Below are 12,213 nucleotides of genomic sequence, written 5' to 3'. Positions count from 1 at the left end.
GGCGTTTTTTCATGTCCGCGCACGGATTTGGTGACCTAGTCACAAAGCCACGAGCGCCCTTGGGTCTACACCGGCCCTGCGGGAGGAGTGAACCGCATCGAAGGACCCGTCATGGACTGGAAAGACTATCTCGACGACACCTCGGACGCGCTGAACCGCATCCGCAAGGTCAAGCCCCAGATCGGCGAAGGGTTTACCGCGCTGCACCGCGCCACCATGGCCCCGGGCGCGCTGTCGACCAAGGAAAAGGAATTGCAGGCCCTGGCCATCGGCATCTCGCAGCGCTGCACCGATTGCATCGGCTTTCACGTCCGCGCGGCCCAGAAGGCCGGGGCGACACGCGAAGAGCTGGTGGACACCATCGGCGTGGCGGTGATGATGGGCGGCGGCCCCGCCTATATGTACGGCGCCAAGGCGATTGACGCCTGGGACGCGCTCGGCTGATCCCGGACGCGCGCGCCCGCTCCAGACGGGCGTCCCCCGCCCCCCGATTTCGCCGCCCCGCCCGGGCGGCCTGTCATCAAGTGAAGGACAAGACGATGGACTGGAAAGACATGCTCGGCGAGACCACCAAGGGTCTGCGTGAGATCAAGAAGGTGAAGCCCGAGATCCAGAAAGGCTTTGGCGCGCTGCACAATGCCGTGCTGGACGAGGGCGCCCTGTCGGTGAAGCACAAGGAGTTGCAGGCCATCGCCATTGCCGTGGCCATGCGCTGCAACGACTGCATCGGCTCGCATATCGTCTCGGCGATCAAGGCGGGCGCGACCCGCGAAGAGCTGGTGGATACCCTGGGCGTCGCCGTCCTGATGGGGGGCGGCCCGGCCTATATGTACGCGGCCCATGCCATCGACGCCTGGGACGATCTGTCGGACTGACCTGCGCCGGGGCGGCGTGCCCCGCCCCCCGCGATCCCGAACCAGGGGCCGCCCGACGCAGGCCGGGCGGCCCCTTTGCGTCCGCCCCCAATCTTAGCGGCCCCCTCCTCTCTTTACGCCCCCCGCCCCTTCCGGTTCCCGCCCCAAGGCCCTAGTGTCGCCCGGCGCGGGACAGCCGGAGACTTTCATGCCCATCACCCATTACGGCGTCTGGACCGGCCAGCCCCTGCATGTCGAGGCCGAGCGCGCCGATCAGGATGCGGAAAGCCCGCATATCCACCTCTATTTCGACGATGGCAGCCCGGGCCGCTTTGCCGGTGCCAAACAGGCGGCGATCAACGTCAAGTCGCTGACCGCACAGTCGGAACTGGTCTACTGGCACCTGCCCGACCTGCGTCACCCGATCACCCACGCCCTGGCCGAGCTGCCCCCCGGCTTTCGCCGCCTGACCAGCCGCCCCGGCGGCGCGGCGCTGGATTACATCCGCTCGAACATCCTGGATTTCGGCGCCGGGCGGGTGCTGCCCCACGACCTGCCGGGCCGGCAGCCCAACGACCTGATCGACTTTGTCCTGCCCGAGCTGCACCGCGCCATCGACCGGGGCGTCCGGGTGCACCTGCTGGGCGAACCCTATGACGATCTGCAAGGGCTGCACGATCTGCACATGAACCAGGGCAGCCACGGGCGGTTCCGCAAGGACAACGGCCCCTGGCAGGACGGCGCCGTGCTGCTGCATGACCCGCAGGAGGACCGCTACTCCGGGCTGTTCTTCGCCTTCGTCAGCCAGGCCATGCATACCCACGACCGCACCGGCCACCCCCTGCCCGGCGCCCAGACCTTCGCCCAGATGCTGGGCCTGCCGCGGGCCCTCGAGGAACCCGGCAGCGAAGGCTGGCTGCCCGAGGCGCCCCCGGCCCTGCCCGACCGCCGGGTGGCGATCCAGGCCGCCATGGTCAACCCGCGCGGCCCCGACACCCGCCCCGAACGGCTGGACCAGCCCGAAAGCGTGACCCTGCTGAACCGCACGGACGAGCCGCTGTCGCTGGCCGGCTGGGCGCTGGTCAACACCGAGGGCGCGGCGCGGGTCCTGGGCCCCGAGCTGTGGCTGCCCCCCGCGCCCTGCTGCGCGTGCCGATGACCGGGGTCAGCCTGTCGAACCGGGGCGGCACGATCACCCTTCTGGATCCCGCCGGGCTGAAGGCCGACGGCGTCAGTTATACCGCCGCCCAGGGCCACCCCGAGGGTCATGTGCTGACCTTCCGCCCCCCGCGCGGCTAGGCACCGCCCTGTCCCCAAGAAAAAGGGCGCTCCCCGGGCGCCCTTCCTTTGTTCACTCTGCCGGGCCTCAGTTGCCCAGCAGTTGGTCCATCTGCAAGGCCGGCTGATCGCAGCCCGCCTTGCCCACGATCTTGGCCGGAACCCCCGCCACGGTCGTGCAGGGCGGCACCTCGTGCAGCACCACCGACCCGGCGGCAATACGCGAGCAATGGCCCACCTTGATATTGCCCAGCACCTTGGCGCCCGCGCCGATCAGAACGCCGTCACCGATCTTCGGATGGCGGTCTTCCTCTTCCTTGCCGGTGCCGCCCAGGGTCACCGAATGCAGCATCGAGACATTATCGCCCACCACCGCGGTTTCGCCCACGACGATGGAATGGGCATGGTCGATCATGATCCCTTTGCCGATCTTCGCGGCGGGGTGAATGTCGATGCCGAAGACCTCGGAATTGCGCATCTGGAAGAAATAGGCCAGATCCTTGCGCCCTTCGTTCCAAAGCCAGTGGCCAATGCGATGCGCCTGCACCGCCTGGAAGCCCTTGAAGTACAGCAGCGGCTGGATGAAGCGATGGCAGGCGGCGTCGCGGTCATGGATCGCCACGATATCCGCCCGCGCCGCCTGGGCGATGGCTGGATCCGACGAAATCGCCTCGTCGCAGATCTCGCGCAGAAGCTGGCCGGGCATCTCGTCCGAGGCCAGTTTCATCGAGATACGGAAGGCCAGCGCCCGTTCGATCGAGGGGTGGTGCAGGATGGTAGAGTGGACCAGCCCGCCCAGAAGCGGCTCTGCTGCGACGGCGGCGTCGGCCTCGCGCAGGATACGGTCCCAGACGGGGTCGAGCTCCGCCAGTTTGGGGTTGCTATGTGCCATGGTCTTTTCCCGTTGCGGGCCCGGGGACGGCCCTGGATATGCCTTGATCATAGCAGATAGGCGCGCCGGGGAAAATGCAAAGCCGTGACACCCGCGATCACGAACCGGAATGCCACGGCTAAGGGTCTTTGATTTCGGGGTTCTTCCCGAGGCTGCGCCGCGGCTCAGGCCTGGAAGGCCAGCCGCGCCCCCGCCCCGGGGCCGAAGGTGGCCGAGACCTGCGCCACCTCCAGCTCGGCCAGCCCGCTGACGCCGTCGGCGGCGCGGTCTGCCGCGCTATAGCTCCAGCCCGTGGCCTCGACCACCTCTTCGCGGATCACCGATCCGCCCTGGCGGATACGCAGCAGAAACGCCAAGCTGTCCTCGCCCAGGGGCACCTCGGCCAAATCCCAGCTGTCGCCCTCGATCCGGGTCCGCCGGATCCAGCTAAAGGCGATGTCGCCGCCCGCGCCCGGCACGGCGCGCAGATGGCAGGGCGCATAGGGTTTCAACCCGGTGCCGTCGAAGGCCCAGACCTCGTGCAGATAGGTCGGATCGTCGGGCCCGCGTGCCGCCGGGCCGGTGCGGTAGTGGCGCGCCAGGCGGCGCTGGCTGGGCGCCAGGGTGATCTGTTCCGGCACCCCGTCCAGCAGCACCACCCAAGACCCTTCGGGCCAGCTTTCGGGCATCAGCGCCTCGGACCCCAGCTGCCCGCGCAAACGGTGGCTGAGCAGGTAACTGCGTTCCCCGGTCAGCACCGCGTCGCGGAACTGGAACAGCTCCCAGTTCCCCGGCTGGCCGTCGCCGATGGCCATCAGGTTGGCCCCGGCCAACAGCGCCGCGTCCTCGACCGAGGCCAGCGTGCCAGAGGTCAGCCGCACCCCCAGGGGCGCCCCCCGGTCCACCCGCCCCGCCGGGCCACGGGCCAGTGCGGTGGTGGTCACCCCGATGGTCGCCCGCGCCTCCAGCACCCGATCCAGCTGATAGCCCGCATCCGAGGCCGAGGCATAAAGCGCTGCCGCCCCCGGCCAGGGCTCGGCCGTCACCGCGATATGCGGAGCATGGGGCACCTCGTCACCGCGCATCAGCGGCAGATCCAGCCACAGGGGCAGCACCGGCAGGGGCGGCGTGTAGCTGGACACCCGCGGCACCGTCTCGACCGGGGCGCCGGGTTCGTAGATCTCGGCGGCGATACGCACCGCCTCCAACTGGCTCAACACCCCATGTTCGGCCCGGTCGATCCGGTAGAGCGCATCCCCCGTCACTTCGGCCACCTCGACCACATCCCCCGCCCCGATGGCCCGCCGCGACGGTGGCAGGGCGAAGCGCAGCGTGTCGCGCGCCACCCGCGCCTCCGACAACCAGCGCTCGACGACCTGCCGCCCCTCGCCCCGGCGCATCGCCAGGGCGATCTCGCTGCCCGCCACGGCGCGGCTTGTCTCATCGGGCAGGATGGCCTCTTCGGTCACCGGCTCGAAACTGGCCCCCGCCTCGACAAAGCGCAGCCGGACCCGGCCCGACATCTCGGCCTCGGGGGCGCGTTGGCGTTCCAACGTGCCCTCCAGCTCGCGCGAGACCGCTAGGGTCTCGGGCGACAGATGCGCCACCGCCCGCCCGCCGCGCATGACGAAGCGGATCACCCCGTCCCGCTCGACCGCGTCGAAACCGTAGCGCAGCATCAGCGGCTGCAGGGCGGCGCGCGGCGGGCGCACCTCATCGTCCAGATAGCCGCTGACCACGCCGTAAAGGCCGCTGACGTCGTAATGGAGCATCCCGGCGGCGGCGCAGATCTCGGCCACCACCAGAGCCAGCGACCGGCCCGAGGCGCGCCCGGTGATCCAATGCCCCGCCGCGTGGTTGCCGCCGTCGCTCCACAGCGCGCGATTGTTGGGAAAGGCCGGATAGGGCCGCGCGTCCCAGGCCCAGACGAAGGCGCGCGACATGTCCAGCATCGGCGCGCCGTATTCCACCGAAATCGGGTTATGCGCCGGATCGCGCCAATAGGCGTGCATCACCTTCAGATACTGCTGCTGGATCACCTCGTCCCGCGCGCCGTTGGAATAATACGGCACGGCGGATTCCGAGCTCTTCGGATCCAGGAACTTGTTCGGCTGGTTGGTGCCCTTGTCCACGGCGGCGCAGCCCAGCTCTGTGAACCAGATCGGTTTCGACTGCGGCACCCAGTCGGTCGGCGCCTCTTGCCGGATGCCGCCGATCCGCTCGTGGTGGTCATTCAGCCACCAGTTGCGCAGATCCTTGACCCGCCAGACCCAGGGCTCGCCATGGGCGCCATCACTGATCGGCGTGCGGATCTGCGCCGCCCGCGCCTCGGGCGAGTGGTAGTACCAATCGTACAGCTCGCCGCCCTCGATATTGCCCGCCAGATAGGCCGGGTCATAGATCGTCTCGTGCTGGGCGGCGTCCAGATGATCCTCGCCCTCGCGCCAGTCCGACAGGGGCAGATAGTTGTCGATGCCGACAAAGTCGATCTCCGGGTCGGCCCAAAGCGGGTCCAGGTGAAAGAACCGGTCGCCGCTGCCATCCTGCGGCTGATAGCCGAAATACTCGCTCCAATCCGCCGCATAACCGATCTTCACCCCCGGTCCCAGCAGCGCGCGCACCTCGCCCGCCAGGGCGCGTAGCTCGGCCACGGCGGGAAAGCTGTTGGCGGGTCCGCGCAGCTGCGTCAGCCCGACCATTTCCGAGCCGATGCAGAAACTGTCGACCCCGCCCGCCGCCGCGCACAGGGCGGCGCAATGCAGGATGAACCGGCGAAAGCGCCACTCGGCGGGGCCGGAATAGCTGACCTGGCCGCCCCAAACGGTGAAATCCGCCGCCGACGCGGTGCCGAAGAAGGCCGCGACCTCCTCGGTGGCCAGGGCGGTGCCATCGGGCGAGCCGGGCCGCCCCGGTGCCTCGGAGGCGGTGATGCGCCCGCGCCAGGGCAGATGCGCCTGCCCCTCCTCGTCGCTGTAGGGATCGGGCAGCGTGTTCCCCGCCAGCTGGTCCATCAGGATGAAGGGGTAGAACATCACCGCCTTACCGGCCGCGTTCAGCGCCTCGATCGCCTCGATCACCGCCGCATCCGCAGGGGTGCCGCCGTAGAGCAGCTTGTCCGCCGCGTCGCGCACCACCAGTTCGGCGGTGCCCCGGTTCAGACCGGCCACACGCCAGGGCATCTCCTTGCCGTCGAACTCGCGCTGTTCGACCTTGGGCCGCAGGGTGCATTCGCCACAGCGCAGGTCATCGCCGAACCAGCTGACGATCAGCGACACCGCCTCGCAACCGGTCAGGCTGTCGTCCAGCTGATCCAGCGCGGTGGTCAGGTCGCTTTGACCCGAGGCCGCGTTCTGGTTGGCCTGCCCCACGTGACCGGCGCCGTAGTTATAGCTGACCTGGGTGGTGGCCAGAGAATATTCCCCGCTGCCCGGCATCAGCGCCACGGCGCGGATGGCATGGGCCGGCTCCTCCTCGGCCCCCGGCAGCGACAGCGGCGCAGGGCGGATCACCTCGAAGGTGAACTGCGGCACCCGGTTGCCGAATGGCTCCAGCGGCAGATCCTCGAAGACCACATAGGCCGTGCCGCGATAGGCGGGCACGGTGCCCGCGCCCTCCACCGCCTCGATCTTGGCATCCGGCAGCTGATCGGCGCTACCGGTATAGACCCGCATGTCCAGATCCGCCGTCGCGACCTCAGCGCCATCGGCCCAGACCCGCCCCAGCCCGGAAATCTCGCCCTCGCACAGGGCGATGGCCAGGCTGACGGAATAGGAATATTCGGTCACCTTGGGCGAGGACGGGCGCCCGCCCTTGCCGCCGCCGCCACCCGAGGTGGTCTTGGTCTCGCGAAACTCCGAGGCCCAGATCACCTGCCCCGCCACCCGCATCCGCCCGTAAAGACGCGCCACCGGGTCGCCCTCGCCCGCACCGGTCAAGCGGAACCGCTCGACCCGGCCTGTCTCGATGGCCATCGAACCGTCGCCCATCAGGCGCTGGTCGATGGCCCGCCCCAGAACGGCGCCCACAAACCGCCCGGCCGCCACCATCGGAAGCCCGAGGACCGAGCCGCCGATGGTGCCGCCAATGGCCGCCCCGGCGGCGGAAAGAAGAACGGTTGCCATAAGTGGACCTCTTCAGCTGTTCGGATCGGGAAAACGGAACACCGCCACGATGCGGCGATGCCAGGGGGCGCTCAGCGGGCTTTCGACCACCGCATGGCCGGAATAGGCATGGATGAAACAGGGCGCCGCGCCGCTTTGCGACAGGATGCCCAGATGCTTGGCCACCGCGCCTCGACGCATCCGAAACAGCAGCACATCGCCCGGCGCAGGCGCCCCGGGACAGGGCCGCAGGTGCCGGGCGGCGGCGCGCCACAGGCGTTCCTCGCGCTGCGGCTCGGACCAGTCGGGCGTATAGGCGGGCACGGCCTCGGGTTCGGCGCCCAGCACCTCGCGCCAAACGCCGCGAAGCAGCCCAAGACAATCGCAGCCCGCCCCCCGCACCGAGGCCTGATGCCGGTAGGGTGTGCCGATCCAGCCGCGCGCGGCCGTCACGATGATCTCGCCCCTGCTCATCGCCGCGACCCGCCCGCCGTCTCGCCGCTCCGCGCGGGCACAACGGTCAGCCAGTCATCCCCCGGGATGTCGGGAAAGCCCTGATAGTTCAGGATGTTGTCAAACTTGGCCCCACAGGTCTCGAACCGCTTGTCACAACCCGCCTCCAGCAGATAGCGCGCGCCCACGCCCGGCGGGGTGGCCAGGGGCGTCCACAGGGCGATCTCGCGCCCCGCCTCTGTCGTCCGGTCGCCCTTGATCGGCACCATCAGCCCCGCCGCCGGGCCGCTCTGCACCTGCAACCGGCCATGGGTGAACCAGCCCTCGGCATAGCCCACCAGCGGCGGAAAGCGCAGGGTCGACAGATCGTCCACCGCCGCCGTCTCGACTTCGACCCGGTAGCCCGGCAGGCCCAGATCGACCCGACAGGCCGCATCCCCCAGAACCGCCCCGCAGGGCTTGCGATAAAGGCGTCCGTGCGGCTGGTTCAGCGCCTCCGACAGCCCACGCAGCTCAGCACGGAAGGCCCCGGCGGCGCGGGTCATCTCGCCGATGGTGCCGCGAAAGACCAGCTGGCGCGCCTCGGGCGCGGCCCAGTTGACCAGCCAGGCCAGCACCTCGGCCCCGTCATAACGCCCCGCCTCGATCTCGTCCTCGCGCAGCCCCGCGTCGCTCAGCGCGCCCAGGGCCTCGCTGTTGTCCACCGACAGGCCGGTGCCCTGTTGCAGGGCCGAGGCCGACAGGCCCGTGTCGGCGCGAAAGATGATGCCGTCAAAGACAAGGTCGCGGTCATGATCGGTGAAGCCCATCACGACGCCATCGCGCCGAGTGATCGCCCAGGCGTGGCAGGTGGTGGTGGCGCCGCCTTGCAGATGGGCGCTCAGATCGGGATCAAAGCTCATCACACCCGCACCTCCACCACCGGCACATTGGGCACATCGCCCGCCCGGAACGAGGCGACCGAGGTCTGGATCCCGTCGGTGTCGAACCGCACCGGCACGTCGAACTCGAACCCGGCGGTGACCTCCATGCCCAGCTTCGGCGGCTCGGCGAAGGTCACGATCCCGGTCGTGGTGTCGACCTCGTAGTGGATCCCCTCCTGCAACTCGTCATCCTCGACGCCCGCGCGCACTGTGCCGACCACCGGCTTGGTGATCGGGCGGGCGTAGCTTTGCGCGCCGGATCGGTAGGTCTTGCGCAGCGCGAAGGCCCGCGTCTCGCCATCGCCCAGGGCGATCACCTGGTCGCGGAAATCCACCTCGGCACTTGGCAGGCAGGACCGGAAGTCGGACCAATCCTTCCAGCGGAAGCCGTGCAACTGCCCCTGCCGTGCCTCGAAGAAGGCGATCAGCACCTCGACATCGTCGAGAGAGCGCATGGACACCCCTGCGTCATAGCGCCGCCGGGAATGGGCCCAGGGGGTATTCCGCTCTTCGAACCCATTGGCCAAGGTCACCACCTCGGTGCGGCGCTCAGGCCCGCCGGTGGATCCGAAGGACAGGTTGGCGGGAAAGCGAACCTCGTGAAAGGACATGACGGCCTCCTCCTCTTCAGCGGTTGCGCTGGCCGCGCGACAGCGCCCGGCCCATCTGTGCGGCGATCTGGCTTTGCGAGCGGCGGAAGCCCTCGACATCCGGGGTGGTCACGTTGATCACCACGCTGACCGGGCGACCGCCGCCTTCCATCCGCACCCCCAGCGATCCATCGGCGCCGCGTGACAGCGGCATGATCGCCTCGGGGCCCGCCTCGCCCATCAACCCGGTGGCACCGCGCATCGGGAAATAGGTGGGCGAGGAGACGACACCGCCCTTGGCAAAGGGCAGCACTCCCTGCACCAGGCTTCCGACGCCCTGGGCGATCAGCCCGCCAAAGTGGTCCGTCACCGGCTTCACCGCCGCCGAATAGGCCGCGTTCGACATCGACATGGCGACGGTGCGCAGGGCGTCCGACAGTTTCATCCCGTCGAACAGCACCCCGTCCAGCGCCCGGCGCAAGCCGCGGCTCAGACCCCGCTCCAGGGTCTGCACGTCCTTGCCGGTCTCGGCCAGGGCGGCGCGCATCCGGCGCAGCTCGCTGTCGAACCCGGCGGCCATGTCGGCCGCGCCGCCCAGGCTGTCGTCCAGGCTGTCCACCTGCGCTTGCAGCGCCTCCAGACCGTTCAGCTGATCACTCATCCTGTTCTCCCTCGCCCTCGGGCGCCCTGGCGTCCGGATAGGCCGCCAGCAATTCATCCAGCCGTGCCCGGCCAAGCGCCGCCGCCGCCCCGAGCCTCTCGCCCAGCATCAGGCGCAGCTCGGCGGGCGTCAGCGCCCAGAACTCCGCCGGGCGCAACCCCAGGCCGCGCAGACCGGCCTGCATCAGGGCGGGCCAGTCCAGCCCGCTCATCCCACGCTGTCCGGCAGGGCGAAGGCCCGCGCCATCAGCTCGGCCGCCTTGCGCGCGGCCAGCATCGGCCCGCCCTCGATCTCGGCCTGCATCAGGTCTTCGGGCCGCCCCTGCCAGCCGCCCCCGCGCAGCCCGGCCACGATCAGCGCCAGCACGTCGCGGGTGGAAAAGGCCCCGGCCTCGAACCGTTCGGCCAATTCGACCAGCCCCCCCGCCTCCAGCAGGGTTTCCAGCTCGGCCAGCGCGCCCAGGGTCAGCTTCATCACATGGCGCTGCCCATCGAGGACCAGCGCCACCTCTCCGGCATGGGGATTGGCCATGTCACAGCGCCGTAAAGCTGAGGGCGCCCGCCGAGGCCATCGACAGCTCATAGGTCGCCTCGCCGTTATGCGCCCCGGCATATTCGATCGAGGTCATCTGGAACGGTCCTTCGATGATGCCGAAATCGGGGATCACCACCTGGAAGCTGGGCGTCTCGCCGTCGAAGAAGATCTGCCGCGCGCGTTCGTCGCTGCCCGCGTCGCGGAAGACGCCCGACCCGCTCAGGCTGGCCGACCGCACCCCGGCGCCCGCCAACAGTTCGCGCCAGCCGCCCTGGCTTTCCAGGCTGGTCACATCCACCGTCTCGGCGTTGAAACTCAGCCGCGTGGCCCGCAGCCCCGCCAGCGTCTCGAACAGACCGCCATCGGTCATGTCCACCTTGATCAGAAGGTCTTTGCCGTTCTGCGCCACCATCGTTCTTACTCCGTCGAAAGGATCAGGTATCGTGGACCCGCGCGCGATACCGCAGGTCGATGCGGCGCAGCTGCCCCGCCTCGTCGCGCCGCGCGCGGGCCTTCAGGAAATGCAGCCCCGACAGGGCCCCGCGCGACAGGGCGGGCAAGGGCTGGTCCAGCGCGTCGCAGACCGCCGCCGCCACCTCCTTGGCCAGCTGAAACCCGGCCTCCGAGGTGACGACCGAGATTACCAAGTCGTGCTGCGCGCCGCCGCCACACATGGTGGACCAGTCGCGCGCCTCTTCGGGGCCCAGACTGACATAGGTCTCGGGCACGGGACCGGCGGGGGGCGCGTCGAAGATCGCGCTGCCCACCAGGGCGCCCAGGGCCGCATCCGCGCTCAGCTGGCTGTAGATCGCCGCCTGTAGGGCCGAGGCCATCGCATAGCTCATGCCAGCACCTCCTCGCGGGCGCGGCACAGCAGGTAACGGCCCGTGGCGTCGCTTTCCTGCACCGCGTCGATCAGATAGACCCGCGCCCCGTCGCGGAACCGCTGGCCCGGCGCGGGGCGGCTTTCGGCGCCCGGTTCGGCGCCGCGCACGGTGATCCGCAGGGGCTGCACATGGCTGGCCAGACCGGCCCGGTCACGCAGGGCGCCGCGCCCCGGCAGCACCTCGGCCCACAGGGTGCCAAGCGCCTCCCAGCTGCCGGTGTAGCCGCCGCTGCCATCGGCCAGGCGAACCTCGTGTTCCAGCACCAGGGGGCGGGTCAGACGCGGGCTCATGCGCCACCTCCCAGACCGATGCGGATCGGCCGGTAGCGCTCTAGCAGGGCGGTGACCCCGAAGGGGGTACAGCCTTTGCCCAAGGCCACGTCGTTGCGGTACTCGTAGTAATGCGCCGCCATCAGCAGCACGGCCTGGGCCAGATCGGGCGGCACCTCCGACCAGTCGGTGGCAGCGCCTGCGGTGATCAGCACCTCGGCACGGCCCCCCGCGGGCAGTTTCGGCAGGCTGCCCGCAACCGCCTGCAACCGGGGCTGCAGGGGATCCGCGCTCAGCACCAGCGTGCCCAGGGGCTGCGCCTCGGCCACACCTTCCGCGTCGATCAGGCTCAACGCATCGACCGACTCCACCGGCGCCAGGGGAAAGGGCTGCGAGGTCTCATCACGCCATTCGTCGAGGATCCAGCGGAACTGGCGCTGAAAGATCACCTGCCCTGTGCGCCCCTCGATCGCCGACAGGGCGGCGCGCAAATAGCCTTCCAGCACCCCATCCTGCACATCGTCGTCGGCAAAACCGCTGCCCAGGCGCAGATGCTGTTTCAGCGGCGCGATCGGCAGGCGATCCGCGCTGACCTGGCTGACTTCTATCAAGATCATGGTCGTCCTCCGATACCGGGAACCTGCGCCGCCAACCGTCCCCGGCTGGGGCCTGTGCAATCTGGGGCCTGTGCAATCGGCGCGTGCCTGCCGACGCTGCTCGCACGGAGGGAGCGGCTGGACAGCGCCGACGAAGACACGCGCCCGACAGGACCGGCTGCCCGGTCCTGTCGATC

The 12,213-nt window shown here is 69.6% G+C and carries 16 protein-coding genes; 4 read left to right on the top strand and 12 right to left on the bottom strand.

The window, feature by feature from the left end:
- Nucleotides 1-111 precede the first annotated feature (111 nt).
- From ACRARE_RS07105 to ACRARE_RS07090, 4 genes are all read left to right on the top strand, one after another.
- On the top strand, nucleotides 112-444 hold the full coding sequence (locus tag ACRARE_RS07105) for a carboxymuconolactone decarboxylase family protein (protein ID WP_432655728.1): 333 nt from the start codon (nucleotides 112-114) through the stop codon (nucleotides 442-444).
- 95 nt (nucleotides 445-539) lie between these two features.
- Nucleotides 540-875, top strand: a complete 336-nt coding sequence (locus ACRARE_RS07100) for a carboxymuconolactone decarboxylase family protein (protein WP_432655727.1) — start codon at nucleotides 540-542, stop codon at nucleotides 873-875.
- A gap of 187 nt (nucleotides 876-1,062) precedes the next feature.
- A complete protein-coding gene (locus ACRARE_RS07095; RefSeq protein ID WP_432655726.1) occupies nucleotides 1,063-2,013 on the top strand; it encodes a YukJ family protein in 951 nt (316 codons plus the stop codon).
- Complete coding sequence (locus tag ACRARE_RS07090; RefSeq protein WP_432655725.1) at nucleotides 1,977-2,153, top strand: hypothetical protein; 177 nt, start codon at nucleotides 1,977-1,979, stop codon at nucleotides 2,151-2,153. Before ACRARE_RS07095 ends, ACRARE_RS07090 begins: the two co-directional genes overlap by 37 nt.
- Nucleotides 2,154-2,220: 67 nt before the next feature.
- Here the strand turns inward: ACRARE_RS07090 and cysE are convergent, their stop codons facing one another.
- From cysE to ACRARE_RS07030, 12 genes are all read right to left on the bottom strand, one after another.
- On the bottom strand, nucleotides 2,221-3,024 hold the full coding sequence (gene cysE / locus ACRARE_RS07085) for a serine O-acetyltransferase (protein ID WP_432655724.1): 804 nt from the start codon (nucleotides 3,022-3,024) through the stop codon (nucleotides 2,221-2,223).
- 164 nt (nucleotides 3,025-3,188) lie between these two features.
- A complete protein-coding gene (locus ACRARE_RS07080; RefSeq protein ID WP_432655723.1) occupies nucleotides 3,189-7,124 on the bottom strand; it encodes a baseplate multidomain protein megatron in 3,936 nt (1,311 codons plus the stop codon).
- Between the two features lie 12 nt (nucleotides 7,125-7,136).
- Entirely contained in the window at nucleotides 7,137-7,577 is a 441-nt protein-coding gene (locus tag ACRARE_RS07075) for an NlpC/P60 family protein (RefSeq protein ID WP_432655722.1), read from the bottom strand.
- Entirely contained in the window at nucleotides 7,574-8,458 is an 885-nt protein-coding gene (locus tag ACRARE_RS07070; RefSeq protein WP_432655721.1) for a phage/gene transfer agent baseplate hub protein, read from the bottom strand. The genes ACRARE_RS07075 and ACRARE_RS07070 overlap by 4 nt, the downstream gene beginning before the upstream one ends.
- Nucleotides 8,458-9,090: a phage distal tail protein, Rcc01695 family gene (locus ACRARE_RS07065; protein ID WP_432655720.1), complete on the bottom strand. Its 633-nt coding sequence runs from the start codon at nucleotides 9,088-9,090 to the stop codon at nucleotides 8,458-8,460. The genes ACRARE_RS07070 and ACRARE_RS07065 overlap by 1 nt, the downstream gene beginning before the upstream one ends.
- A 16-nt stretch (nucleotides 9,091-9,106) precedes the next feature.
- Nucleotides 9,107-9,730 carry an RcGTA-type gene transfer agent tail tape measure protein gene (locus ACRARE_RS07060; RefSeq protein WP_432655719.1) on the bottom strand — a complete coding sequence of 208 codons (624 nt, stop codon included), beginning with the start codon at nucleotides 9,728-9,730 and terminating at the stop codon, nucleotides 9,107-9,109.
- Nucleotides 9,723-9,941, bottom strand: a complete 219-nt coding sequence (locus ACRARE_RS07055) for a rcc01693 family protein (RefSeq protein ID WP_432655718.1) — start codon at nucleotides 9,939-9,941, stop codon at nucleotides 9,723-9,725. Before ACRARE_RS07055 ends, ACRARE_RS07060 begins: the two co-directional genes overlap by 8 nt.
- Nucleotides 9,938-10,261 (bottom strand): gene transfer agent family protein, encoded by a 324-nt coding sequence (locus tag ACRARE_RS07050; protein WP_432655717.1) that lies wholly within the window; start codon nucleotides 10,259-10,261, stop codon nucleotides 9,938-9,940. The genes ACRARE_RS07055 and ACRARE_RS07050 overlap by 4 nt, the downstream gene beginning before the upstream one ends.
- Nucleotide 10,262: 1 nt before the next feature.
- On the bottom strand, nucleotides 10,263-10,676 hold the full coding sequence (locus ACRARE_RS07045; protein WP_432655716.1) for a phage major tail protein, TP901-1 family: 414 nt from the start codon (nucleotides 10,674-10,676) through the stop codon (nucleotides 10,263-10,265).
- A gap of 22 nt (nucleotides 10,677-10,698) precedes the next feature.
- Nucleotides 10,699-11,109, bottom strand: coding sequence for a DUF3168 domain-containing protein (locus ACRARE_RS07040; RefSeq protein ID WP_432655715.1), 411 nt, complete (start codon nucleotides 11,107-11,109; stop codon nucleotides 10,699-10,701).
- Nucleotides 11,106-11,441 (bottom strand): head-tail adaptor protein, encoded by a 336-nt coding sequence (locus ACRARE_RS07035; RefSeq protein WP_432655714.1) that lies wholly within the window; start codon nucleotides 11,439-11,441, stop codon nucleotides 11,106-11,108. Before ACRARE_RS07035 ends, ACRARE_RS07040 begins: the two co-directional genes overlap by 4 nt.
- Nucleotides 11,438-12,037: a head-tail connector protein gene (locus ACRARE_RS07030; protein ID WP_432655713.1), complete on the bottom strand. Its 600-nt coding sequence runs from the start codon at nucleotides 12,035-12,037 to the stop codon at nucleotides 11,438-11,440. Before ACRARE_RS07030 ends, ACRARE_RS07035 begins: the two co-directional genes overlap by 4 nt.
- Between the last annotated feature and the right edge of the window lie 176 nt (nucleotides 12,038-12,213).

The sequence above is a fragment of the Pseudooceanicola aquaeponti genome (genome assembly GCF_050897975.1).
Classification (GTDB): Bacteria; Pseudomonadota; Alphaproteobacteria; order Rhodobacterales; family Rhodobacteraceae; genus Pseudooceanicola.
This window is presented reverse-complemented; position numbering and strand designations above follow the sequence as displayed.